General features: G+C 66.0%; 26 protein-coding genes and 1 pseudogene. 16 read left to right on the top strand and 11 right to left on the bottom strand.

From position 1 onward, the window contains the following. Positions 1-17: 17 nt before the first annotated feature. Positions 18-1397 carry an MBL fold metallo-hydrolase gene (locus BO226_RS00485; RefSeq protein ID WP_071934403.1) on the bottom strand — a complete coding sequence of 460 codons (1380 nt, stop codon included), beginning with the start codon at positions 1395-1397 and terminating at the stop codon, positions 18-20. Between the two features lie 139 nt (positions 1398-1536). Here BO226_RS00485 and BO226_RS00480 point away from each other — a divergent pair, with 139 nt between their 5' ends. From BO226_RS00480 to BO226_RS00445, 8 genes are all read left to right on the top strand, one after another. Then, positions 1537-1806, top strand: coding sequence for a metal-sensitive transcriptional regulator (locus BO226_RS00480; RefSeq protein WP_071934402.1), 270 nt, complete (start codon positions 1537-1539; stop codon positions 1804-1806). Positions 1807-1922: 116 nt separating this feature from the next. Then, entirely contained in the window at positions 1923-2522 is a 600-nt protein-coding gene (locus BO226_RS00475) for a rhodanese-like domain-containing protein (protein ID WP_039587607.1), read from the top strand. 2 nt (positions 2523-2524) lie between these two features. After that, positions 2525-3403 (top strand): sulfite exporter TauE/SafE family protein, encoded by an 879-nt coding sequence (locus BO226_RS00470; protein WP_039587610.1) that lies wholly within the window; start codon positions 2525-2527, stop codon positions 3401-3403. A 57-nt stretch (positions 3404-3460) separates the two neighbouring features. Beyond that, entirely contained in the window at positions 3461-3775 is a 315-nt protein-coding gene (locus BO226_RS00465; protein ID WP_039587717.1) for a rhodanese-like domain-containing protein, read from the top strand. Between the two features lie 120 nt (positions 3776-3895). Continuing rightward, positions 3896-4441: a DsbA family protein gene (locus BO226_RS00460; protein WP_083543719.1), complete on the top strand. Its 546-nt coding sequence runs from the start codon at positions 3896-3898 to the stop codon at positions 4439-4441. After that, positions 4438-4920 (top strand): hypothetical protein, encoded by a 483-nt coding sequence (locus BO226_RS00455; protein WP_039587612.1) that lies wholly within the window; start codon positions 4438-4440, stop codon positions 4918-4920. Before BO226_RS00460 ends, BO226_RS00455 begins: the two co-directional genes overlap by 4 nt. Before the next feature lie 26 nt (positions 4921-4946). Continuing rightward, positions 4947-5720 (top strand): sulfite exporter TauE/SafE family protein, encoded by a 774-nt coding sequence (locus BO226_RS00450; protein WP_071934401.1) that lies wholly within the window; start codon positions 4947-4949, stop codon positions 5718-5720. A gap of 77 nt (positions 5721-5797) precedes the next feature. Next, positions 5798-7144 (top strand): MBL fold metallo-hydrolase, encoded by a 1347-nt coding sequence (locus tag BO226_RS00445; RefSeq protein WP_071934400.1) that lies wholly within the window; start codon positions 5798-5800, stop codon positions 7142-7144. 21 nt (positions 7145-7165) lie between these two features. On the opposite strand, the gene BO226_RS28355 is transcribed toward BO226_RS00445, so the two are convergent. After that, positions 7166-7474 (bottom strand): HoxN/HupN/NixA family nickel/cobalt transporter, encoded by a 309-nt coding sequence (locus BO226_RS28355; RefSeq protein WP_052227411.1) that lies wholly within the window; start codon positions 7472-7474, stop codon positions 7166-7168. Further along, a complete protein-coding gene (locus tag BO226_RS26520; protein ID WP_198040593.1) occupies positions 7471-8238 on the bottom strand; it encodes a HoxN/HupN/NixA family nickel/cobalt transporter in 768 nt (255 codons plus the stop codon). Before BO226_RS26520 ends, BO226_RS28355 begins: the two co-directional genes overlap by 4 nt. 196 nt (positions 8239-8434) lie before the next feature. Here BO226_RS26520 and BO226_RS00435 point away from each other — a divergent pair, with 196 nt between their 5' ends. Together BO226_RS00435 and BO226_RS00430 are read left to right on the top strand one after the other, a co-directional pair. Beyond that, complete coding sequence (locus tag BO226_RS00435) at positions 8435-8704, top strand: metal-sensitive transcriptional regulator (protein WP_016695659.1); 270 nt, start codon at positions 8435-8437, stop codon at positions 8702-8704. A gap of 32 nt (positions 8705-8736) precedes the next feature. Further along, positions 8737-9150, top strand: a complete 414-nt coding sequence (locus BO226_RS00430) for a DUF302 domain-containing protein (protein ID WP_039587618.1) — start codon at positions 8737-8739, stop codon at positions 9148-9150. 56 nt (positions 9151-9206) lie between these two features. Here BO226_RS00430 and BO226_RS27835 read toward each other — a convergent pair. Beyond that, a pseudogene (locus BO226_RS27835) lies at positions 9207-9473 on the bottom strand (oxygenase MpaB family protein); the annotation flags it as partial. An 84-nt stretch (positions 9474-9557) separates the two neighbouring features. Here BO226_RS27835 and BO226_RS00420 point away from each other — a divergent pair. After that, positions 9558-10037: a GNAT family N-acetyltransferase gene (locus tag BO226_RS00420; protein ID WP_064257580.1), complete on the top strand. Its 480-nt coding sequence runs from the start codon at positions 9558-9560 to the stop codon at positions 10035-10037. Positions 10038-10069: 32 nt separating this feature from the next. On the opposite strand, the gene BO226_RS00415 is transcribed toward BO226_RS00420, so the two are convergent. Beyond that, positions 10070-11263, bottom strand: coding sequence for an IS110 family transposase (locus BO226_RS00415; protein WP_064257581.1), 1194 nt, complete (start codon positions 11261-11263; stop codon positions 10070-10072). Positions 11264-11338: 75 nt separating this feature from the next. After that, a complete protein-coding gene (locus BO226_RS00410) occupies positions 11339-12451 on the bottom strand; it encodes an oxygenase MpaB family protein (RefSeq protein WP_232238027.1) in 1113 nt (370 codons plus the stop codon). Between the two features lie 289 nt (positions 12452-12740). Here BO226_RS00410 and BO226_RS00405 point away from each other — a divergent pair, with 289 nt between their 5' ends. Further along, positions 12741-13343: a TetR/AcrR family transcriptional regulator gene (locus tag BO226_RS00405; protein ID WP_083543549.1), complete on the top strand. Its 603-nt coding sequence runs from the start codon at positions 12741-12743 to the stop codon at positions 13341-13343. Here BO226_RS00405 and BO226_RS00400 read toward each other — a convergent pair. After that, complete coding sequence (locus BO226_RS00400) at positions 13325-13819, bottom strand: NUDIX domain-containing protein (RefSeq protein ID WP_071936305.1); 495 nt, start codon at positions 13817-13819, stop codon at positions 13325-13327. The two genes, BO226_RS00405 and BO226_RS00400, sit on opposite strands and share 19 nt — an antisense overlap. Beyond that, positions 13819-14460 (bottom strand): GyrI-like domain-containing protein, encoded by a 642-nt coding sequence (locus BO226_RS00395; protein WP_071934398.1) that lies wholly within the window; start codon positions 14458-14460, stop codon positions 13819-13821. The genes BO226_RS00400 and BO226_RS00395 overlap by 1 nt, the downstream gene beginning before the upstream one ends. A gap of 102 nt (positions 14461-14562) precedes the next feature. Between BO226_RS00395 and BO226_RS00390 the strand changes: the two genes are divergently transcribed. After that, positions 14563-15489: a sigma-70 family RNA polymerase sigma factor gene (locus BO226_RS00390; RefSeq protein ID WP_024103063.1), complete on the top strand. Its 927-nt coding sequence runs from the start codon at positions 14563-14565 to the stop codon at positions 15487-15489. A gap of 3 nt (positions 15490-15492) precedes the next feature. On the opposite strand, the gene BO226_RS00385 is transcribed toward BO226_RS00390, so the two are convergent. Then, positions 15493-16077, bottom strand: coding sequence for a carboxymuconolactone decarboxylase family protein (locus BO226_RS00385; RefSeq protein ID WP_006551714.1), 585 nt, complete (start codon positions 16075-16077; stop codon positions 15493-15495). Between the two features lie 112 nt (positions 16078-16189). Here BO226_RS00385 and BO226_RS00380 point away from each other — a divergent pair, with 112 nt between their 5' ends. From BO226_RS00380 to thpD, 3 genes are all read left to right on the top strand, one after another. After that, positions 16190-17383 (top strand): pyridoxal phosphate-dependent aminotransferase, encoded by a 1194-nt coding sequence (locus BO226_RS00380; RefSeq protein ID WP_033096801.1) that lies wholly within the window; start codon positions 16190-16192, stop codon positions 17381-17383. Next, positions 17384-18388 carry an AraC family transcriptional regulator gene (locus BO226_RS00375; protein ID WP_006551717.1) on the top strand — a complete coding sequence of 335 codons (1005 nt, stop codon included), beginning with the start codon at positions 17384-17386 and terminating at the stop codon, positions 18386-18388. It abuts the gene before it with no gap. Between the two features lie 193 nt (positions 18389-18581). Continuing rightward, complete coding sequence (thpD, locus tag BO226_RS00370) at positions 18582-19472, top strand: ectoine hydroxylase (RefSeq protein WP_071934397.1); 891 nt, start codon at positions 18582-18584, stop codon at positions 19470-19472. Positions 19473-19536: 64 nt separating this feature from the next. Here thpD and BO226_RS00365 read toward each other — a convergent pair whose 3' ends face one another. Together BO226_RS00365 and BO226_RS00360 are read right to left on the bottom strand one after the other, a co-directional pair. Next, on the bottom strand, positions 19537-20421 hold the full coding sequence (locus BO226_RS00365; RefSeq protein WP_071934396.1) for a glycosyltransferase family 2 protein: 885 nt from the start codon (positions 20419-20421) through the stop codon (positions 19537-19539). A gap of 81 nt (positions 20422-20502) precedes the next feature. Further along, positions 20503-21600 carry a 3-deoxy-7-phosphoheptulonate synthase gene (locus BO226_RS00360; protein WP_006551720.1) on the bottom strand — a complete coding sequence of 366 codons (1098 nt, stop codon included), beginning with the start codon at positions 21598-21600 and terminating at the stop codon, positions 20503-20505. Positions 21601-21845 lie beyond the last annotated feature (245 nt).

Raw genomic sequence — 21845 nt, 5'->3', positions numbered from 1 at the left:
TCTCCGGGCCGGAATGATTAGGCAGGGACGTGAGATTCGGCCCACGCGTTGTAGCCGCCGAGCAGATCCGTGACGTTCTCGAAGCCCTGGGCCCGCAGCAGCGAAGCCGCCACGCTCGAACGCCATCCACCGGCACAGTGCACGACGATCGGCTTGCCGGACGGGACCTGGTCCAAGCGGGTACGCAACTGGGCCAGCGGGATCGGCATCGCACCCGGAATGGTTCCGAACTCGCGCTCACCGGGATTGCGGATGTCGACGAGGGTGACCGCGTCGGCGGCGAGCAACCGGTCGAGTTCGTCGACCGATGTCCTGGATGCGGTCTCGACCAGATCGGCCAGTTCCGCCGGGAACACCCCGTCCCGATCGACGTTCAGATAACCTGCGGCACCGTCGGATCCGATTCGCGCCAGGCGCACCGCGGCGTCCTGCTCCTCACCGGGATAGGTGATCAGCACGATCTTCTCGCCGACCTCGGCGACCATGCCGCCGGTCTCGGCGAAACGCCCGTCGAACCCGACGTTGACCGATCCGCGCAGATGCCCGGCGGCGAAATCGTCGACGCTTCTCGCATCGAGAACACGCGTGCCGGCCTCGAGTTCGGCCTTCACCTGCTCGGGGCTCAGCTCGGGAATGGTGCGGTCCTGCAGCAGAAGCGGGTGCATCCGCTTGTTCATCGCGGCGTCGACCGAGAAGTACGACGGGGCGGCCGGCTGCCCTTCGGTGACCAGGGCGACGAAGTCGTCCTCGCTCATCGGTTGCACGGACGGGTTGGTGGCGCGCTGCTCCCCGATGGTCGAGGTGAGTTCGGTCGACAGGTTCTTCCCGCAGGACGAACCGGCACCGTGAGCGGGCATGACCACGACCTGGTCGGGCAAGGTCAGCAGCTTCTCGTGCACGGTGTGATACATCGCTCGCGCCAGATCGCTGGTGGATCCGTCGCCGAGGTTGACCAGGTCGGGGCGGCCGACATCGCCGATGAACAGCGAGTCGCCGGTGAGCACCGCCGACGGGACGGCATCGGGGTGTTCGCGCACCAGCACCGAGATCGATTCCCAGGTGTGGCCCGGGGTGGAGAGAATTTCGAGTTCGACCTCACCGAGGGACAGCTTCTCGCCGTCGCGCAGCCGGCGGATCGGGTAGTCGGTCTCGGCGGCTTCACCGAATCCGATCCACGCACCCGTGGCGTCGACCAGTTCGAGGTGACCCGAGACGAAGTCCGCGTGGAAGTGGGTGTTGATCACCCCTTCGATGGTCAGTCCGTACTTCTTTGCGTCGGAGAGGTATTCGGTGATGTCGCGGCGGGGGTCGACCACGACCGCCCTGCCCGTGCTCTCGTCACCGATGAGGTAGGACGCGTGGGAGAGGCACTCGATGTAGTACTGCTCGAGAATCATGGATTCCTCCGTTGCTGGATCCGGGTGATGTTCCGGTGATGTAGACATCGTGGCATATACCCCCTAGGGTATGTCAAGTACCCCCTGGGGTATCCGGGTCCGATTTCCCGGCAGCGCAGGATCGAGCAGGGAGTTACCGATGGAGAATCCGGAAGCCGATACCGCCGCCCTGCGACGCCTGCGCCGAGCACAAGGCCAGCTCACCGCGGTTATCACGATGCTCGAAACCGACCGCGATCTGCGCGAGGTGGTCATTCAGCTCGCAGCGACATCCCACGCGCTGCATCGCGCCGGATTCAAGATCATCTCGGACCGGCTCCGCCGATGCATCCTCGACGAACAGGACGCCGCCTGCGACGACCGCATCACCGAGAAGGAACTCGAGAAGTTGTTCCTCGGCCTCGCCTGAGCTCACCCAACAAGCTCCTTGCATATACCCCCAGGGGTATGTGTACGATGGTCGAAGAATACCCCCTGGGGCACTTTTATCAGCCCCATCCGATTCCCCGATCGAAAGGCCCCCCCATGACCGAGTCCCCCGCTGTCACCGTCGACCCGAACTCCTTGCACGAGTCGATCGACTCCGGCAAGAACGTGCGGATCATCGACGTCCGGACTCCGGGCGAGTTCGAGTCCGTGCACATCCCCGGCGCCTACAACGTCCCCCTGGACCTGTTGCGCGAGCACCGCGACGAGTTCTGCGCTCATTTCGACGAGAACGTCGTCCTGGTGTGTCGCTCCGGACAGCGTGCCGGTCAAGCCGAAGAGACCCTGCGCGACGCAGGATTGTTCAACCTCCACATCCTCGAGGGCGGCATGCTCGGCTGGGAAGCGGCCGGCCTGCCCGTCAACCGCGGCGCCGAACGCTGGGACCTCGAACGCCAGGTCCGGCTCGTCGCCGGTTCGCTCGTGCTGAGCTCGGTTCTCGGCAGCATCGCCGTGCCGAAGCTCAAGTGGCTCGCCGCCGGAATCGGCGGTGGGTTGACCTTCGCCGCACTGTCGAACACCTGCGCAATGGGCATGCTGCTGTCCAAGCTGCCCTACAACCGCGGCGCCTCGTGCGACGCCCAGAGCATCGTCGCGCAGCTTGTCCAGTCGAATACCGAAAGCGCCGAGAGGAACTGATCATGATCGCGTTGACCGTAGCTCTGGCAGTCCTCGTCGGTGTCACCCTCGGACTGCTCGGTGGCGGGGGCTCGATTCTCACCGTCCCGCTGCTCGCTTACGTGGCAGGTATGGACGCAAAGGAAGCGATTGCCACTTCGCTGCTGGTCGTGGGTGTCACCAGCGCGGTCGGCGCGATTTCCCATGCACGCGCCGGCCGCGTGCAGTGGCGCACCGGAATCCTGTTCGGTCTGGCCGGCATGGTCGGCGCCTACGGCGGGGGTCTGCTCTCGCGCTTCATACCCGGCACCGTCCTGCTGCTCGGCTTCGCCGTAATGATGATCGCAACAGCGATCGCCATGCTCCGCGGCCGTAAGAACAAGGCCGCGGCCGACGACGGCGACCAGGCCATGCCCGTGGGCAAGATCCTGCTCGACGGTGTGGTCGTCGGTCTGGTCACAGGCCTCGTCGGCGCCGGCGGCGGCTTCCTCGTCGTCCCGGCTCTGGCGCTGCTCGGTGGTCTGCCGATGCCGGTCGCGGTCGGTACCTCGCTGATCGTGATCGCCATGAAGTCCTTCGCCGGACTCGGCGGCTACCTGTCCACAGTGCAGATCGACTGGCGTCTGGCGGCGATGGTCACCGGTGCCGCCGTCGTGGGCAGCCTCATCGGCGGCCGCCTGACCTCACTGGTCGATCCGGACACCCTGCGCAAGAGCTTCGGCTGGTTCGTCCTGATCATGTCCTCCGTCATCCTCGCGCAGGAGATCCATCCCGGCGTCGGCATCGCCGCGGCGGCACTCACCGTCGTTGCCGCCGGCGCTATCTATGCCTGCAACCGCAGGGAGCACTGCCCGCTGCAACGACTCGGAGGACGCTCTCGCGCCGCCGTGGCGGCGGGCTGAGCGGAGAACTCGGAAGTGCTCACCCATTCTCGACAGACCCGAACCGAGGAGTTCACCATGCACGAAGTCGACACTGCCGCTCTGATCCAGGCGTGGGAGTCCGGAGCTCCGGTGCTCGATGTCCGCGAGGACTACGAGTACATCCAGGGCCACGTTCCCGGCGCCCAATTGATCCCCCTCCCCGAACTGTCCGCCCGTGTGAGCGAGGTAGCTCCGGGAGAGACCGTCTACGTCATCTGCGCATCCGGAAACCGGAGCAAGCGCGGAGCCGAGATCCTCGAATCGGCCGGACGGCCCGCGGTATCCGTTGCCGGCGGGACGAGAGCGTGGGTGTCCGCGGGCCGAGAGGTCCGGCGCGGCCCCACCGCCTGAGCATCGGGCCGAACTTCTTCACCAGCGGCCTGCACGCCGCCGTCGACGACGGTGTGCAGGCCGTAGAGTGGAACCGTGCCGGGCTTCGCCCGAACGGTAGGAGTGGGACCGGTCGGAGACATGTCCCGACGCATCGACGGCGACCCGTTGGCGATCGGCGCGGTGGACGCTCCCGTGGTGATGGTCGCGTACTCCGACTACCGCTGCCCGTTCTGTGCCAAGTTCAGCCGGGACGTCGAAGCGGCCTTGATCGACAAGTACGTGGACGAGGGAATTCTGCGCATCGAATGGCGCGACCTGCCGATTTTCGGCGAGCAGTCGATGGCCGAAGATCTTGCCGGCCACGCCGCTGCCGCACAGGGGAAGTTCTGGGAGTTCGGTACGGCCGTCTACGCCTCCTCCCCCGATCGTGGTCATCCCGACCTGACATCGGAGGCTCTGCGCAGCTTCGCAGCTGCGGCCGGAGTGCCCGACCAGGACCGATTCGACCGGCAGGCCGCCGACCCGTCCGTGGACCAGGACATCTACGCCGACATGCTCGAGGCGAACACCATCGGCGTGGCAAGTACACCGTCGTTCGTGATCAACGGCACCCCGATTCTGGGCGCACAACCGCTCGGGGTCTTCGAGCAGGTCATCGAGGCAGCAGCCGGGTCGGCGCCGTGACCGAGATCGGTCTGCTCGGCGCCCTGCTCGGCGACCTGCTTTCCCTGCTCAGTCCGTGCTCGGCGCTGCTACTGCCCTCCTTCTTCGCGTATGCCTTCGACGGCGCGGGACGTCTTGCAGCACGCACCGCACTCTTCTATGCCGGATTGACCTCGGTGCTCGCGCCTCTGGGCGCCGGACTCGGATTGGTCGGTGCGCTCCTGACTCAGCAGGCTCCATTGCGAACTCATACCGCCTCCCTCATCTCGGGTCTGCTGTTCATCGGCATCGGCGTGCTGTTTCTCGTCACCGACGGCACCGCGAATCTCACCGGCCTCATGGGCGTCGACGAGCAGCTCGACCTGCAAGTTGCACTCGGACAATGGGCCACGGACATGCACGGTCCCGGCCTACTCCTGACAGTCGCTGTCATCGCGTTCGCCGCGGTCGCAGTCCGCGTGATTCGGCAACGGCGTCAACATCGACCCGGGTACCACTGAAAGAGGATGCGACCGAAAGGAGCGAGATGACGTTGGTGCTCGCGCTGGGCTTCGGTGCCGTCATCGGCGTGCTGCTCGGCCTGCTCGGCGGAGGCGGATCGATCCTCGCGGTCCCGGCTCTGGTCTTCGGCCTGGGGTTGAGCATGGCGCAGGCCATCCCGATCTCACTGATCGTCGTCGGCGTGGCGTCGGCGGTGGGGGTGCTTCCGAAGGTACGCGCTCGCCAGGTCGAGTGGCGTCTGGCAGGTATCTTCGCCGCCACCGGCATTCCGGCCACCTTCGCGGGCAGCGCCGTGGGACGGTTGCTTCCGGAACGCGCTCTTCTGATCGGGTTCGCGGTGGTGATGGTCTTGGCAGGAGCGAGGATGCTCGCCGATCGTGGCGATACCGGAACAGCGTGCTCGACCGAAGGATCCCGAATCAACTGGCGCCGTTGCGCTCCTCGGTCGATCGCGGCCGGCCTCACGGTCGGCTTTCTCACCGGCCTGTTCGGTGTCGGCGGCGGATTTCTGATCATCCCTGCGCTCGTCCTCATGCTCGGCATCGAGATGCCGGTTGCCGTGGGCACCTCGCTGGTGATCATCGTCGCCAATTCCGCCGCGGGTCTGATCTCGCATCTGAGCGGCACGAGCATCGACTGGGCGATCACCGCCGCCTTCGCCGGCACAGCGATCGTCGGGTCGCTCGTCGCGGGGCAGTTCGGGACCCGCATCGACACCGACCGGCTTCAACGCTGGTTCGCCTATCTGGTGTTCGCCGTGGCCGCCTACGTGCTCGTCGACGCGATCTTCCTACGGTGACCGCTACCGCATCCACCGTTTCACCCATACGGGTACGGGTATTCGTCCCGTACATCCCCCGAATGAAGGAGTCCCCGATGGACGTGTCGATCATCGAAACCTCCGGCCTCGGCGATCGCAGCTACCTGATCAGCGCGGGCGACATCGGTGCCGTGGTGGACCCGCAACGCGACATCGACCGAGTACTGAAGCTGGCGGCCGAACGCGGAGTACGCATCACCCACGTGCTCGAAACGCACATCCACAACGACTACGTCACCGGCGGTCTCGAACTGTCCAGGGCAGTGAACGCCGAATACGTCGTTCCGGCCGGCGACGATCTCGGCTACCAGCGGCGCGCGGTGGTCGACGGCGACATCGTCGACGCCGGAGCATTCCGATTCCAGGTCATGCACACTCCCGGCCACACGCATCATCACGTCAGCTATGTGCTGCGCGATCCCGACGACACTGCCGTCGGAGTGTTCACTGGCGGTTCGATGCTCTTCGGCACGACCGGACGGACCGATCTCGTCGGCGAGGAGCACACCGACGAACTCACCCACGCGCAGTACCACTCGGTGCGCCGCCTCGCCGAGGAACTGCCTGCGGAGACGAAGGTGTACCCCACGCACGGCTTCGGCAGTTTCTGCGCCGCCACACCCGCCAGCGGCGACGAGTCCACCATCGGCCGCGAACGTACGTCGAACCCGGCCCTGACCCAGGACGAACAGGCATACGTCGACGAACTGCTCGCGGGGCTGGCCGCCTACCCTGCCTATTACGCCCATATGGGAGTGATCAACCGCGCCGGACCTGCGCCGGTGGACCTGTCGATGCCCGAGCGCGTCGATCCGGAGGAGCTGCGCCGGAGGATCGATTCCGGCGAATGGGTCGTCGACCTCCGCGAACGCACTGCTTTCGCCGCCGGACACCTCGGCGGCACCCTCGGGTTCGAACTATCCGGTTCGTTCGTAACCTATCTGGGCTGGCTCTACACCTGGGGAGCGCCGTTGACCCTGATCGGAGAGAGCGAGGAGCAGGTACTCGACGCGCGTCGCGAACTCGTCCGCATCGGCATCGACGATCTCGAAGGTGCCGCAGTGGGCGAGATCCACACCCTCGTCGCCGGCACCGAACTGCGTTCCTATCGTGTCGCCGATTTCCCCGCTCTCGCCCGCAGACGCGACGAGCAGCAGGTCACCGTCCTCGATGTGCGGCAGGCGAACGAGTTCGACGAATCGCACATCGACGGCGCCGTCAACATCGCACTGCACGAACTCGCCGATCGTCTCGACGAGGTCCCCCAGGGGGAAGTCTGGGTGCACTGCGCGTCCGGCTACCGCTCGTCGATCGCGGCATCGATGATCGATGCACCCGAACGCAACGTCGTTCTCGTCAACGACGAATTCGACCGTGCTCGCGAACTCGGACTCACCGGCTGAGACGGTCCCTCAGCCAACGGATCACCCGGCAGTTCGGTAACGCTGCCGGGTGATCAGCGCCGCCCCCATCCACAGCACGGCAAATGTCGCCGCCAGCGCCAGGCCGACGTACTCCAGGTTCAGAGCCGCGATCCACCCGGTCCACGGGTCGGTCAAGGCGAACACCTCGCGCGCCGTGGACACCAGAATGATGGTTCCCAGCACGGCTGCGGCGACGACCGACACACCCGTGGTGATCAACGTGAAGAAGATCTTCGTTCCGGGTGCCAGACCCTCACCGGAATAGAGTTTGGTCATTGCGATGCCGTCGATCGCGTCGACCAGTGTCATCCCCGCGGCGAAACACAAAGGTAGTGCCAGCACCAACCACACCGAGGCGCCGGGAGGGTCGTCGCGACCGCGACGGCGACGACCCCGATGGTCATCGCAGTATCGAACCCCAGACCGAACAGGACGCCGATCACGTAGATGTGCCGGGGATGACGCACCCTGCGCAGGGGCGCCTGCAACACCCGTGCCGCCGCCGTCCGCGACAGCGCCTGCTCCACGGCCACGGCGTCCGGCTCACGCTCGCGATGCAGGGCGCGCAAGCGCACCCAGGCCACGGCGTTGACGGCGGCGATGAGGACGAGGAAACCTCCGGCGACCACCGCGCCGACCGTCGCCAGCACCGCCGTCGCCGGTTCGTCGTCGGACAACAACCGCGTTGCGGTGCCGACCCCGGCTGCCACCAGGACCGTCACCACGAACACCACTGTCGAATGCCCCAGGCTGAACGCCAGGCCCACGCTCATGGGCCGGCGGCCTTCGCCGACAAACTTGCGCGTCGCGTTGTCGATACCGGTGATGTGATCGGCGTCGAGAGCATGCCGCAGCCCCAACGCGTATGCGGTCAGTGCGACGCTCACACTCACCGCGTCGGCGGCCGACGTCCATTGGGCCCACGCCAGCAGACCGAAGCCCAGGACGTGCACCGACGCCACAACCGCCAAGGTCGCAGCGATGCGCAGTCGCTCGGGAACGTGCTCTCGCCCGGAACTGTCGACCAAGCGAGCGAGCCCTGAATCACGAGACGAAGTGACGAACTCACTCACGCGCTGTTCTCCCTCCGACTGCGCAGACCGAAGCACCACGGCAGCGCAGGGCGTCGCAGCAATCGTCGCCCTCATACCCGCACGGCGTAGCTGTCACACTCGTGGTCGACAAGGTGAAGATCGGTCGCACAACTCACACTCCGACCAGATACCCCCGGGGGTACAATGGTCTACAGAACTAGGAAAGGACGCCTCCATGGTCGGCGACGAAGACAGCATCGCACTGGTACTCAACCGGCTGCGCCGCGCGCAGGGTCAGCTCGGCGGAGTGATCGCGATGATCGAACAGGGTCGTGACTGTAAGGATGTCGTAACCCAGCTCGCCGCGGTCTCCCGCGCTCTGGACCGTGCCGGATTCAAGATTGTGGCGAGCGGTTTGCGGGAATGCCTCACCGAGACGGCCCAGGACGGCAAGGAGCCGATGACCGAGGCCGAACTCGAGAAGCTCTTCCTCGCCCTGGCTTGACACCTCCCCTTCCGAGAGAAAGCAGGACACCCATGACACTCGCACTCTCGACCACCCTCCACACCTCGTTCGACGATGCGGTCGAACGCACCCGCAAGGCACTGGCCGGGCAGGGATTCGGCATTCTCACCGAGATCGACATGAAGGCCACCCTGAAGGCCAAGCTCGGTGAGGACCTGGAGGATTACGTGATCCTCGGTGCGTGCAATCCGCCGCTCGCCCACCGGGCGGTGACGGTCGATCGGCAGATCGGGCTCTTGCTCCCCTGCAACGTCGTGGTCCGCACCGACCCCGAGGATCCCGACACCGTGGTGGTCGACGCAATGAACCCACAGATGATGGTGCAGGTCGCCGATCAGCCGGGACTCGCGGAGGTCGCCGACGACGCCACCACCGCTCTGCAGGCCGCCATCGATTCCTTGAAGGCGGATACGGCACAGAACTGAATCGACACCACGAGGGGCCGGCACAGCGACTGTGCCGGCCCCTCGCCCCGAACGGGTCAGGGATAGTTGGGATTGTTGTATTCGGGGATCTCGATGCTGATCGGGCGCAGTTCCGACATGTACAGCAGGACGAACTGGCGCAGCAGTTCGTCGAACGTCCAGTAGGCATCCGGCGCCAGCGGAAGCGGCAGCAGGCCTTCGCGTACCGCGATGAACGGACCCCACGCGACGTCGAGCAGTGTGCCCCAGACCGGTTCGCGCGGAATATTGAGCCAGTTGGCGACCTCGTCGCCGAGAGCGAAGCGGGTGAGCGCACCGAGGATCGGGGGGGTGTCCCTATGTTGATGTCAACCGACCGGGGATGCCACTGAAGTGCGGTCCGGTAGGGGCTGGAATAATCGACATGCATGGAATCCGTTGTGACACTGTCAGGTGGGGACGCGGGTGAGCTGCTGACGTTGCAGCGTGCTGCATATGTGACTGAGGCGCAGGCCCACGACGACGTGAACCTTCCCCCGTTGATGCAATCCCTCGACGAGTTGGTGAGTGAGCTGACGCAGCCCGACGTGCTCGCGTTCGGGTTGCGCGATGACTCCCAACGTCTCGTCGCCGCCGTGCGCGTGTATCTCTCTCCGACGGAGCCTCATACCGCCGAGTTGGGAAGGCTGGTCGTGGCCCCGGACATGCAAGGCCAGGGCCGGGGCAGTCGACTGCTCGAACTGGTGGAAGAGCGACTACCTGAGCAGATCACTGATCTGCAGTTGTTCACAGGTGAGCGCAGCCTCGGCAACCTGCGGCTCTACTCCCGATTCGGGTATCAGGAAACGCACCGCACTCCGACTCCGGGCGGCTATGCGCTGATCCATCTGGCGAAGCAAGTGCGCTAACAACGGGTCAAGCCCCAACTCGTGGTCTGTGCTCATGCTGCTTCTGCGATTGGGGACCGGTAGAAGGTCTTGTTCTTGAGCATGGCGTAGAGGACGTCGCAGCGCCGCCGCGCAAGGCAGATCAGGGCGGCGTTGTGCTTCTTGCCCTCGGCGCGTTTGCGGTCGTAGTAGGCGCGGCTGGTCGGATCGTGTAACGCGGCGAATGCGGACAGGAACAACGCCCGTTTGAGCTTGCGGTTGCCCGATCGGGCGGGGTGCTCCCCACGGATCGACGACCCGGAACGATGAGTCACCGGGGCGATACCGGCATAGGCCGCCAGGTGTGCCGCAGACGCGAACGCGGAACCGTCACCGACCTCGAGGAGGACGCGGGCTGCAGTCCTGATGCCGACGCCGGGCATCGACATCAGGACCTGGGAAAGAGGGTGGTCGTCGAGCATCCTCTCGACATCCTCGGCAATGCTCTTGCGCTGCTGCAGAACTTCTTTCAGAGAATCTGCAAGTTTCGGCAGAACGATCTCGGCGGCGGCACTGCCCGGCACCGTCACAGATTGCGCATCCAGGGCGGCGAGGATCTCCTCGGCGAGACGGGTGCCCATTCGCGGAGCGTGCTTGGTTGCGAGTGTGGTGAGCCGGCGCTTGCCGGCCTTGCGGATACCGACCGGTCCACCGCAGCGCGACAGGATTTCGAGCACGGCCGGATGCGCGATCCTGGGGCCCAGGACGCGTTCGAGAGCGGGGTGGATTCCGGTGAGCAATCCGCGGATGCGGTTGCTGATGCGGGTGGCCTCACCGGCGAGATCGTCGTCGAATCCGACGAGTACCCCGAGTTCGGCCAGGGCCTCGTCACCGACATCGACCCGGCGCAGCGTGTGCGGCATCGTGCGGGCGGTGTCGGCGATGATGAACGCATCTCGGGCGTCGGTTTTGGCCTGACCCGGGTAGAGGTCGGCGACGCGGCGCATCGTCAATCCCGGCAGGTACGCCACGGCGTGGCCGCAGGCTCGGGCCACGGTGACCGGCAGAGCGCCGATCGTGTTCGGTTGGTCGACGATCACCAGTACCGGGCCGTGTTCGGCGAGACGGTCGAACACAGTCCGCAGTTTGGTTTCGTCGTTGGGCAGGGCTTTGTCGAACAGTCGAGTGCCCGAAGGGTCGAGTCCGACGGCGTGGTGTTCGCCTTTGCCCACGTCGATGCCGCAGAACACGGCGTAGGTCGGGTCCATGAAGCGTGCCTTTCGTTCCGCTCCGGACGGTCACCGATCCGACGTCGATACCCGGCACCCACGTTACGAAGAGACCTACCGCAAATCCGGTGGCCGTGTCCCTATCAGCGGTCCATCGACGTCACCAGGTTCGGCGACACCACCCCCCGGATCATTCGAGAGACAGGGGCAAGAAGTCATACCGAACTTGGCGACCGTGGTCCCGCGGTGCGGGACTACGAAGAAGGTAACGGGGGACAACAGCGAGAAGTCGAGACCCTTACCGAGATCGAGGAGCATATCGGCGAGCTTCACGCCCTCGGGTGTGGGCGCCAGGATCGGATCGAGCGCCTCCTGCGCCTGGGATTCGGCGTCGTCCCAGGTGGCCGGGATGTACTGGTCTTCGATGCCGAGCATGTGCGCACTGACCTGCCACGAGTGCAGGAATCCGTCGGCCTCCGCGGCCGGGATGGGAACCTTCCACTCCTTCAACGTGCGCATCACGCTGGTGGGCAGGCTGTGCCAGGTGACCATCATGTCGTGCTGGCTGATCGGCACGTCCTCCGGTGCCATGTTGGACCAGTGCGAGGACTGCGGAAGCAGATGACGCACGCCGGCATGGACGAGCCTGGTCTTCACGGCTGTGACGATCATTTCGCCGTCGCCCAGATACGCGTTGCGAGAACCGATGTCGTAGCCCAATTTTGCAGTCTTCGAGATGCGGCCCTTCATGTTCGCGCCGCCCTTGGAGTAGTAGACGGCCAGCGCCTCTTTCGGGATGACCGTGCTCATCATCCCGCTCACGAATCCGTACAGCACACCGAGGTACAACCCGCGCTTCTCGTTGAAGCGGACGGCCGTCTCGAGTTTCGCCGGATCGGCCCAGGGCGGAAGCTGCCGGGCGTGTTCCATGAAGTCGCGCAGGTCGTTCGGAAGTCCTTCGGGTAACGGCTGGGAGTTCTTCTTCCAGGTGCGCAGCAGCTCGTTGACCCTCGGTACGTCGCCCCGCTCGAGCAATGAAGCGACGAGCGGGTCGGCCTCGTTGTCCCATACCTGTCGCGGGTCGGCACCGCTCCCCGCACCCGGTATCGATCCTGACGGTGACCACTTCCAGGGCCGGGCCTGGGCCGGCGCTGCCACCGCGAACGCCCCCAAGGCACCCAGGAGACCACCGGTTTTCAGAACGTCGCGCCTGCTCGGATTATCCATACTGCCGCTCCCCTACGACTCGCGGATGTAGCAATGAAACATTCAGCGTTTCTCTGTAGCATCGAACCACACTGTGGCTCGGGTCACAATGAATCGTGAAATATCACTGCTCGGCATGGTCCGCGCCGGGACCGGAACGGTAAACTCTGGACTTCGAGGAGGACATGTGGATTCTGCGTCGCCGATTTCCCGAGCGGTCTCACCCGCCTCCCTACCGCCCCCTGCCGAATCGGCGTCGTTGCTGGAACGTGCCTTTCAGGACGCACTTCTACTCCCGGACGAATCCGTCATGGGTACCGAGATCGACGAGACCCGCGTGCGCCTGCTCGATGCCGCTTACGAACAGTTCTGCCGAACCGGCATCCAGCGCTCCTCGATGGAGGAGATCGCCCGCCGCGCGAAACTGTCGCGAATCACCGTGTACCGTAAGTTCGAATCGAAGGATGCCCTCGTCGACGAGGTCATCATGCGCGAGTTCCGCCGCTACTTCCTGCGTTTCCTCGAGGACATCGCCCAGGCCGACACCGTGGCCGACAGGGTGGTCCTCGGATTCGTCAGCGCGCTGCGCGTCATCCGCACGAACAGGCTGATCGGCAATCTGCTCGAGACCGAACCGGTGCTGTTCGCCGGTGCGATCGGAGGCGACGACGGAACGATGCTCGCCGCTGTCCGCCGGTTCGTCGCGGGGCAGTTGCAGCGAGAGCAACGCGCGGGAACGGTCGCCGCCGATCTGAACACCGATCTGGTGGCGGAGATGATCGTCCGCATCTCGGCATCGTTCCTCACCACACCGAGTCAGGTCGTCGACATCGACGACGACGACGCCCTGGCGTCGATCGCGCGGCAGTTCCTCGTTCCGATGGTGCTGCCGGGCTACGGGTCGACGCGGTAGTACCGCCCTTCTTCGTCCAATCGCGCCCGCAGTGCTTCCAACACCGGCCGCTGCCCCTTGATCAGTTTCGTCTCGGCGTCCGCCGCGACGATCCAGCGCGCATCGTCGACCTCCGGGATCGTGATCCGCTTACCGGACTTCGGCGGCCATTCGACCTCGCACGTGTTGCTTTCGACGAATTCCAGCTCGTCCGTCGTCTCTCCTGCGTAGATGCTGACGATCTTGCCGGACGACTGCCGGTAGCGACCCAGCAACGACAACGGCACATCCGGGGGCTCGATCCCGCATTCCTCTGTGAACTCGCGCAGGGCGACCTCCCGGGGATCCTCCTCCGGGTCGTACTCCCCCTTCGGCACCGACCAGGCCGCTTCGTCCTTCCCCTTCCAGAACGGACCACCGGGGTGGACGAGCCACACGCTGAGCAGACCGGTCTCGTCGATGCGGTAGAACAGCAGACCTGCACTGGTGGCGGCCATCATCGCTCCTGTATGCCTGTGACAGGTTGACGCAGAATCGTTTTCAGTTTCTCGGGGGCCGTGCGGCGAGGGTCGGACAGGTAGATCTCGTGGTGGTCGCCGGCGAATGCCAACCCTCGTTCGGGCATCACCTGCGTGTGCAGGCGCTGCAGGACGGGGCCTTCGTCGTCGTACGGTCCGATGTGCAGGATCTGCAGCGCCCTGCCCTCCGCCAGCCGGAACGGCCGCACACGCGGCAGGGACGGGAGCGGATTCTTCTTCGCCCGGGCCTTGTCGCCCGCCGTCTCGATCGCGTCGTTCATCATGTCGTCGGTGATCCAGGGCGGCTGCGCGATGAGCATGCGCCACGACCAGGAGTCCTTGTCCCGCGTGAGGAAGGTGGTCATGTCCTCACTCCACCACAGGCCTTCGAGAGGTCCGACGACGAAATCCCGCCCGAGTTCCTTCTTGGAGGTGAACTTCAGGGTGTACGCCACCGAGTAGAGGGCCTCGACGGCATCGGCGTACTCCTCGGAACCGTTCGGATCACCCTTGCCGTCCACGGCGAGGTAGTCGAACTCGGGAGCGTGCACCTCGGCGAAATCCTCGGCCGAGCACGAGTACAGCTCGCGGTGCTCACGCTTGATGTCGTATTTGTCCACGGCGCCCCTTCCGTTCGAGGACGAGAATAAGCGCCCGACAGCATCCGTACGCGCGATCGACACCCCTTCGCCCCGCAGCCGATCGCGTCTAGCATCGTCCCCATGCTCGACGAGAGCACCCAGAAGACATTCGAGGAGAACCGCACCCACCTGCTGTCGGTGGCGTACCGCCTCACCGGCAGCATCGCCGACGCCGAGGACGCCGTGCAGGACGCATGGCTGCGACTCGTGGGCGCGGATGTCTCCGAGGTGCGCGACCTGCGTGCCTGGCTGACGACAGTCGTAGGACGGTTGTGCCTCGACAGACTGCGCTCGGCCGCGGTGCGCCGCGAGACCTACGTGGGCCAGTGGCTGCCCGAACCCGTCGTGGCGCCCCTCGGCTCCCTCGCTCCCCCGGACCCGCTCGACGAGATCGTGCGCGACGAGGACAACCGCCTGGCCGCGCTCGTCGTCCTCGACAGCCTGACACCGGCACAGCGCGTGGCGTTCGTGCTCCACGACGCGTTCGACATCTCGTTCGACGACATCGCCCGCATCCTCGGCGTCGCCACCCCGACCGCCCGCCAGCTGGCCTCCCGCGCCCGCCGTACGGTCTCGGCCGTTCCACCGCCGAGTTCACCGGCCGAACACGAGGAGGCCGTCGGGCGGCTCGTCGCGGCCTTCGCGGGCGCCGACCTCGACGCCGTCGTCGCCGCGCTCCATCCCGACGCCCGCATGATCGGCGACGCCGGCGGCACGACCCGTACGGCGCTGAACGTCGTGGTCGGAGCCGAGAAGGTCGCGCGGTTCATCCTCGGACTGCTGCGGCTCTACGGAGCCGAGGCGTTGACGGCCTTCGAACCGGTCCTCGTCAACGGCGAGATGGGTCTGTTGAACCGCGGTCGCCCGGCCGAGGACGGTCGGCCGGGCTTCCCTCCGCGCGTGACGGCGTGGACCGTGCGGGACGGACGGATCTGGGCGGCCTACGACATCGCGAACCCCGAGAAGCTCGGACGCGGAGTGCTCCTGCCCGACAGCATCTTCGACTAGGCGTCATGCGTTCCCGGCTTCGTCGGCCCAGGGTACCCGGCAGGCGTCCGTGCTGAATCCCTGATCGTGGATGCCCAGCGCCGAGTTCATGCGCGCACGCATGTTCTCGAGCGCGATCTGATAGGTGAGTTCGACGACGCCCGCCGGCCCGAAACGACGCTCGAGGTCGGCGACCTGTTCGTCGGTGACCTCCTTCGCCACGTCGCCGGTCATCGCATCGGCATAGGCGATCGCGGCTTTCTCGTCGTCGCTGTAGAGATCGGAGGTCTCGTACTCGGCGATGTGGGCGAGTCGTTCGGTGTCGAGTCCGTCCAGTCGCTGCAGCATCGTCCCGAAGTCGATGCACCACGAGCATCCGACGGTCCACGCCACGCGGTAGACGGCGATCTCCCGGACCGCGGCGGGCAGGACGGTGGAGGCGCGTTGGGCGAGCATCTCGTGGACTCCGCTCGTACGCATCAACCGCGGATGGTGCGCGGCCACCGCGAAGGGTTCGGGGACCGAACCGAACCTGCGGCGGGCGAGCGCATACATCGCACGGGTCATCGGACCGGTGCGGTCGGGAGCGACGGCTTCGAGTCGTGCCATGACGGTGTCCTTCCGGTGCGACCGACGGATACTCCGCCGGTTCGAGGTGGCCTACATCATGGAGACGAGGCAGACCTCACGGATGTGACACCGCGGGCGCTACGCTGCAGGAATGGCTGATTCGACGACTTCGGGACGAGTTCGTACGGTCTCCCGGTTACGACCGTTCGCCTCGACGATCTTCGCCGAGATGACCGAACTCGCTGTCCGGCACGGCGCGATCAACCTCGGGCAGGGATTTCCCGACGTCGACGGCCCGCCCGCAATGCTCGAGATCGCCCGCCGCGCCATCACCGAGGGGGTCAACCAGTACCCGCCCGGGTCCGGCATGCCGGTCCTGCGCGAGGCGATCGCCGCCGACCGTGCCGCACGGTACGGCCTGCACCACGACCCCGAATCCGAGGTGCTCGTCACCGTCGGTGCCACCGAGGCGATCAGCGCCGCCATCCTCGGGCTCGTCGAACCCGGAGAGGAGGTGCTCCTCACGGAGCCGTACTACGACTCGTATGCGGCCTCGGTGGCGCTCGCCGGCGCGACGCGACGGACCGTGCCGCTGACCCGTTCCGGGAACGGTTTCGTGCTCGACGTCGACGCCCTGCGCGCCGCCGTCACCGACCGGACACGGATGCTGGTCGTCAACAGCCCGCACAATCCCACCGGCACCGTCTACGACCGTGAAGCGCTGACCGCCCTGGCCGAGCTCGCCTGCGAACGCGAACTGCTGGTGCTGTCCGACGAGGTGTACGAGCATCTGGTCTTCGACGGCCGCACGCACATCCCGCTCGCATCGTTGCCCGGCATGGCCGAACGGACGATCACGGTCTCGAGTGCCGCCAAGACCTTCAACGTCACCGGATGGAAGATCGGGTGGGCGATGGGCCCGCGCGAGCTGATCGACGGGGTGCGCGCCGCGAAACAGTTCATGACGTTCGTCGGTGGGGCGCCCTTCCAACCGGCGGTCGCACATGCGTTGACGCACGAACAGGAATGGATCGCGTCGATGCGCGCCGACCTCGAGCGCAAGCGAACGTTCCTGTCCCACGCACTCTCCGAGGCCGGCCTGAAAGTGTTCGGCTCCACCGGAACGTATTTCGTGTGCGCCGATCTGACACCCCTCGGCCGGACCGACGCGGTGGCCTTCTGCCGGGAACTTCCGGGCCGCGTCGGAGTGGCCGCGGTACCGGTGAGCGTCTTCGTGGACGACACCGCGTCATGGAACCATCTGGTGCGCTTCGCGTTCTGCAAACGGGACGAGGTGCTCACCGAAGCGGTGGCACGTCTGAACGGATTGCAGGAGGCGCGCTAGATGTTGCGACCGACCATCCCGTCGGACTTCGTGTCGCGAGCGGTACAGGTGGGAGCCGAGGAGGGCATCGATCTGCAACCGGCCCTCGAGGCAGCACGCATCAGCCGCGCGGTGCTCACCCATCCCCATGCCCGGCTCACGCCCGCCCAGGTCAGTCGTTTCACGCAGGTGGTCTGGCAGATCACCGACGACGAACTCTTCGGCATCGCAGCGGCTCCCGTGCCCCGCGGCACCTTCCGGGTTATGTGCCTGACCCTCATCCACCGACCCGATCTCGACCACGCTCTGCAACGGATGATCGAGGTGAACCATGTCATCCGGTCCCTGCCGCAGTTGAGCCTGACCCCGGGTGCGTCCACCACCTTCCTGGACGTGGAACTGCCGGAGGTCGTGGACGACAAGACCCGCGTGGTGGTGGATTTCCTTCTCATGCTGCTGCACCGCTTCGCCGCGTGGCTGGTGGGTGGGCGTGTCCCCCTCGGGTCGGTGTTCCTGCCGTACACCGAACCCGATCCCGTCCTGGCCCGCAGTTACGACGCGATCTTCGGCGTGCCGGTGACCTTCGGTGCGGGGCGGGCCGCGCTCGAGATCGACAATGCTGCACTGAAGTCGCCACTCGTGCAGACCGAGGAATCACTCGAGGAGTACCTGCGGGATTCTCCGAATCTCATTCTCTCCGAACGTGAATACGAGTCGACGGTGTCGTCCCAGGTGCGGCGGATCTTCGAATCGGGCATCGACGGCCGGACGGCGACCGCCGAGGACATCGCCGGCAGGCTCGCGGTGAGCCCTCCCCATCTGCGACGCCTGCTCCGCCAGGAGGGCACGTCGCTGGGGCAGTTGCGCGAGGAGGTCCTCCGCGACCTCGCGATCGCGGGCCTGAGACGCGGTGAAGCGGTCGACGATCTGTCGTCCCGGCTCGGTTTCTCCGAGCCGAGCGCCTTCCGCCGTGCGTTCAAGAGGTGGACCGGAAACACCCCTCGCGCATACCGAGAGCACCGCTGACGCGCATCGGCTGCCGACCGTCGCGACGCCGCCGGATACCCGGCCGGTTCCGGAACGAAACTCGATTCGACCAGGAGTTATGGGCGAGGAGTCGGTACGCGGACATGTCGGGGCCCGGCTTGCATTCCTGCATTTTCAGTGGGAACGTCGGAAGCGAACCGTCATCGACTTTCGAGAGGGTGATCTACGAGCTATGCGCACGACCGTTCGCGACGACTATCCAACCCGCGGTCGCACCGCCTGCGAGTCCGTCGAGAGGAAGGATCCCGTCGTCTGGGGTTCGGCTGCCGGCGGGCCGCTCGACACCGAGGCCGTGATCGAGTACGACCGCCGCGGGTTCCACACCGCCGAAGGACTTCTCGCCGCCCACGACGTCGGGAACCTTCTGGAGGAGACCTCACGACTCGGCCGGGAACTCGGCGACGACGACCGTGTGGTCCGCGAAAAGGGCAGCGGCGACGTCCGCTCGGTCTTCGACGTGCACCGGCTCAGCGATCTTGTGGACTCGATCGTCCGCAGGCCCGAAATCGCCGGAATCGCACGGCAACTGCTGGGATCCGAGGTGTACGTCCACCAGTCGCGGCTCAACGTCAAGCCCGGCTTCCGCGGTGGACCGTTCTACTGGCATTCGGACTTCGAGACGTGGCACGCAGAGGACGGCATGCCCAAGCCGCGTGCTCTGAGCATCTCGATCGCCCTCACCGAGAATTACGGCTACAACGGCGGTCTGATGATCATGCCGGGTTCGCACAAGACGTATGTTTCGTGTGCCGGTGAGACGCCCGACGACTACTACCGGGAGTCGCTGGTCACCCACGTTCCGCCGACAGGTTCGCCCGACGAGGACACCCTCACCCGTTTGGCCGCCGAGCACGGTATCGCGACCTTCACCGGCCCGGCGGGGTCGGCGACGGTCTTCGATTCGAACTGCATGCACGGTTCCAACGGGAACATCACTCCGTTCCCGCGCTCGAATCTGTTCGTCGTGTTCAACAGCGTCGAGAACACGCTCGTCGAGCCGTTCGCCGCCTCGAGGCCGCGTCCTCCCTATCTCGGCAGCCGCGATTTCACGCCGCTGAGGTGACCTGAGGCGAGAAGATCCCACGATGATGGCCGGGACGGTCCTGCGGCGTCCCGGCCACCCGTCGTCAGGGGGACGGCGTGCGGCCCTTCGTGTCGATCGGCATCGCACGTCCGCCGGAGCCGAAGATCGCTCGCCGGAGGGTGAATCTGCCCAGGTCGGGGTCGTAGGGCCGGTATGCCGCATACACGAGAACGTGGAGACGTGACTGTAGACGGATGAGCCTGAGGATCTCCGGCGTCAGGCGGCCGTGCAGTTCGAAGGTGTCGATTCCCGACTGGATATAGGCCGCGTACTCACGGGGCGGGGTGTAGGCCCGACGCGGCGACAGGTCGGCGTACAGATCGGTCAGCTGGGCGATCTCGATGTCCACCTCACGCAGACACAGTGCCAGATCCAGATCCTCGTGGATTCTCGGGTCCGTACTGACGACGTCCCGGACACGCTCCCACGCCGAGCGTCGCAGTGCCATGTTCGCGCCGTGCAGATTGTCGATCCGCCGTTCCCCGCCGAATGTTCCTTGCGCGACCCGTTTGTCGATGTACCACTGTTTGAGCCTGCGGTAGGGGGAATCGTAGGAGTTGCTGAGTCCGCTGATCGCTCCCACCTCGGCGGTGTCGTCGCGGGCGAAAAAACTGCGGACGGTGTGCGCCCAATCGGGACGAACCCGCGTGTCCGCATCGATCCGTCCGATGAGATCTCCTGTGGCCGCGTCGTATCCGGCATTGCGCGCGAATGCGACACCCGGTCTTGGCTCGACGATCCGTCGCACGAGGGGCTCGCCGGCGGCGATGGCTTCGATGATCTGCGCGGTGCGATCGGTCGAATTGTTGTCAACGACCAGGATTTCGTGGATCTCCGACTTCTGGGCGAGCAGCGCCGCAAGGCATTTCGCGATGTAACGCTCCTCGTTGTGGGCCGGCACGACGATCGACAACCTGTCCGAAGTCATGGAAACGACGCTACCGGACCGACGAGGGCCGGCGGTTCGTCATCGCTGACGACTCCGCCGGCCCTTCGCGCCGCAGACCGTTCAGCCGCGACGGGTGCGCACGGCCTGCGCGAGGCGGTCGAGCTGCGCGGCGGTGGTGTCCCAGTCGATGCACGCGTCGGTGATCGACTTGCCGTAGTCGAGCTTGTCGGCCTCGCCGAGGGTCAGGTCCTGACGTCCCGCCTCGATGAAGCTCTCGAGCATCAGTCCGACTATGCCCTTCTCGCCGGCCTCGATGCGCTCGGCGACATCGGTGACGACGTCGACCTGCTTGTTGTGGTCCTTGCGGCTGTTGCCGTGGCTTGCGTCGATGACGACACGCTCGGGCAGACCGGCCTTGCGCAGGCGGGCCATCGTGTCGGCCACGGTCTCGGCGTCGTAGTTCGGCCCCGCGCTGCCACCGCGCAGGATGACGTGGCAGTCCGGGTTGCCTACGGTCTCGATCAGCGCGGCCTGACCGTCGAGGTCGGTGCCGGGGAAGACGTGGCTGGCCGCTGCGGCACGGGTGCCGTCGACCGCGACCTGCACGTCACCTTCGGTGGAGTTCTTGATGCCGACGGGCATGGACAGCGCGCTGCACAGCTGGCGGTGAACCTGACTCGCGGCGGTGCGGGCGCCGATGGCTCCGTAGGTGACCAGGTCGGCGTAGTACTGCGGAAGGATCGGGTCGAGGAACTCGCAGCCGACGGGCAGGCCGAGACCGGAGACGTCGAGCAGCAGCTTACGGCCGATGCGCAGACCGGTGTTGATATCGAAGGTGCCGTCGAGGTGCGGGTCGTTGAGCAGGCCCTTCCACCCGAGCGTGGTGCGCGGCTTCTCGAAGTACACACGCATCACGACGTGCAGGTCGTCGCGCAGCTCCTCGGCCTTGGCGGCCAGACGGCGCGCGTAGTCCATCGCGGCGGCGGGGTCGTGCACGGAGCAGGGGCCGACCACGACGACGAGACGGTCGTCGGTGCCGTTCAGGATGTCGACGGTGCCGGCGCGGCCCGAACGGACGGTCGCTGCGACGACGGCGTCGGGTGCGTACTCGGCACGGATCTCGGAGGGTGCGACGAGAGGGCTGACCTTGACGGTGCGCTGTTCGTCGAGATTCGACGTGGAGATTCCGGTGGTCGCGGTTCCGGTGCTGGGGCTCATCGATGGTTCCTGTTCTCGGTGGTTCGGATTCCGACCCGAGAGAACCTGAGATTCCGACGAGCCGGTCTGGATCCGGCTCGTAGGTGAAGAAGTCAGCGCGCGGTCACGCCGACCGACCCACCCCGGGCCGGCCTGCTAAACCAGAAATATGCACGCTGCATAGCCCCAGACTGTACCAGGACGGCCGATGCGCCTGTCAAACCGCCGCGTTGACTCATCCAAAATGCGCGCATAGAGGTAGTCGT

The sequence above is a fragment of the Rhodococcus sp. 2G genome (genome assembly GCF_001886355.1).
In the GTDB taxonomy this organism is placed as follows: domain Bacteria; phylum Actinomycetota; class Actinomycetes; order Mycobacteriales; family Mycobacteriaceae; genus Rhodococcus; species Rhodococcus pyridinivorans.
This window is presented reverse-complemented; position numbering and strand designations above follow the sequence as displayed.

Excerpts from the sequence above, each read along its gene's own strand:
- BO226_RS28355 (WP_052227411.1), bottom strand. The coding sequence starts at position 7,474 with ATGACACTGGTCGACGCGATCGACGGCATCGCAATGACCAAACTCTAT.
- BO226_RS00390 (WP_024103063.1), top strand. The coding sequence starts at position 14,563 with ATGCTCGACGAGAGCACCCAGAAGACATTCGAGGAGAACCGCACCCAC.
- BO226_RS00460 (WP_083543719.1), top strand. The coding sequence starts at position 3,896 with ATGTCCCGACGCATCGACGGCGACCCGTTGGCGATCGGCGCGGTGGAC.
- BO226_RS00405 (WP_083543549.1), top strand. The coding sequence starts at position 12,741 with ATGGGTACCGAGATCGACGAGACCCGCGTGCGCCTGCTCGATGCCGCT.
- BO226_RS00480 (WP_071934402.1), top strand. The coding sequence starts at position 1,537 with ATGGAGAATCCGGAAGCCGATACCGCCGCCCTGCGACGCCTGCGCCGA.
- BO226_RS00400 (WP_071936305.1), bottom strand. The coding sequence starts at position 13,819 with ATGGCCGCCACCAGTGCAGGTCTGCTGTTCTACCGCATCGACGAGACC.
- BO226_RS00385 (WP_006551714.1), bottom strand. The coding sequence starts at position 16,077 with ATGGCACGACTCGAAGCCGTCGCTCCCGACCGCACCGGTCCGATGACC.
- BO226_RS00465 (WP_039587717.1), top strand. The coding sequence starts at position 3,461 with ATGCACGAAGTCGACACTGCCGCTCTGATCCAGGCGTGGGAGTCCGGA.
- BO226_RS00430 (WP_039587618.1), top strand. The coding sequence starts at position 8,737 with ATGACACTCGCACTCTCGACCACCCTCCACACCTCGTTCGACGATGCG.
- BO226_RS00435 (WP_016695659.1), top strand. The coding sequence starts at position 8,435 with ATGGTCGGCGACGAAGACAGCATCGCACTGGTACTCAACCGGCTGCGC.
- BO226_RS00415 (WP_064257581.1), bottom strand. The coding sequence starts at position 11,263 with ATGGACCCGACCTACGCCGTGTTCTGCGGCATCGACGTGGGCAAAGGC.
- BO226_RS00375 (WP_006551717.1), top strand. The coding sequence starts at position 17,384 with ATGTTGCGACCGACCATCCCGTCGGACTTCGTGTCGCGAGCGGTACAG.
- thpD (WP_071934397.1), top strand. The coding sequence starts at position 18,582 with ATGCGCACGACCGTTCGCGACGACTATCCAACCCGCGGTCGCACCGCC.
- BO226_RS00470 (WP_039587610.1), top strand. The coding sequence starts at position 2,525 with ATGATCGCGTTGACCGTAGCTCTGGCAGTCCTCGTCGGTGTCACCCTC.
- BO226_RS00485 (WP_071934403.1), bottom strand. The coding sequence starts at position 1,397 with ATGATTCTCGAGCAGTACTACATCGAGTGCCTCTCCCACGCGTCCTAC.
- BO226_RS00365 (WP_071934396.1), bottom strand. The coding sequence starts at position 20,421 with ATGACTTCGGACAGGTTGTCGATCGTCGTGCCGGCCCACAACGAGGAG.
- BO226_RS00360 (WP_006551720.1), bottom strand. The coding sequence starts at position 21,600 with ATGAGCCCCAGCACCGGAACCGCGACCACCGGAATCTCCACGTCGAAT.
- BO226_RS00380 (WP_033096801.1), top strand. The coding sequence starts at position 16,190 with ATGGCTGATTCGACGACTTCGGGACGAGTTCGTACGGTCTCCCGGTTA.
- BO226_RS00420 (WP_064257580.1), top strand. The coding sequence starts at position 9,558 with ATGGAATCCGTTGTGACACTGTCAGGTGGGGACGCGGGTGAGCTGCTG.
- BO226_RS00475 (WP_039587607.1), top strand. The coding sequence starts at position 1,923 with ATGACCGAGTCCCCCGCTGTCACCGTCGACCCGAACTCCTTGCACGAG.
- BO226_RS00410 (WP_232238027.1), bottom strand. The coding sequence starts at position 12,451 with ATGGATAATCCGAGCAGGCGCGACGTTCTGAAAACCGGTGGTCTCCTG.
- BO226_RS00445 (WP_071934400.1), top strand. The coding sequence starts at position 5,798 with ATGGACGTGTCGATCATCGAAACCTCCGGCCTCGGCGATCGCAGCTAC.
- BO226_RS00450 (WP_071934401.1), top strand. The coding sequence starts at position 4,947 with ATGACGTTGGTGCTCGCGCTGGGCTTCGGTGCCGTCATCGGCGTGCTG.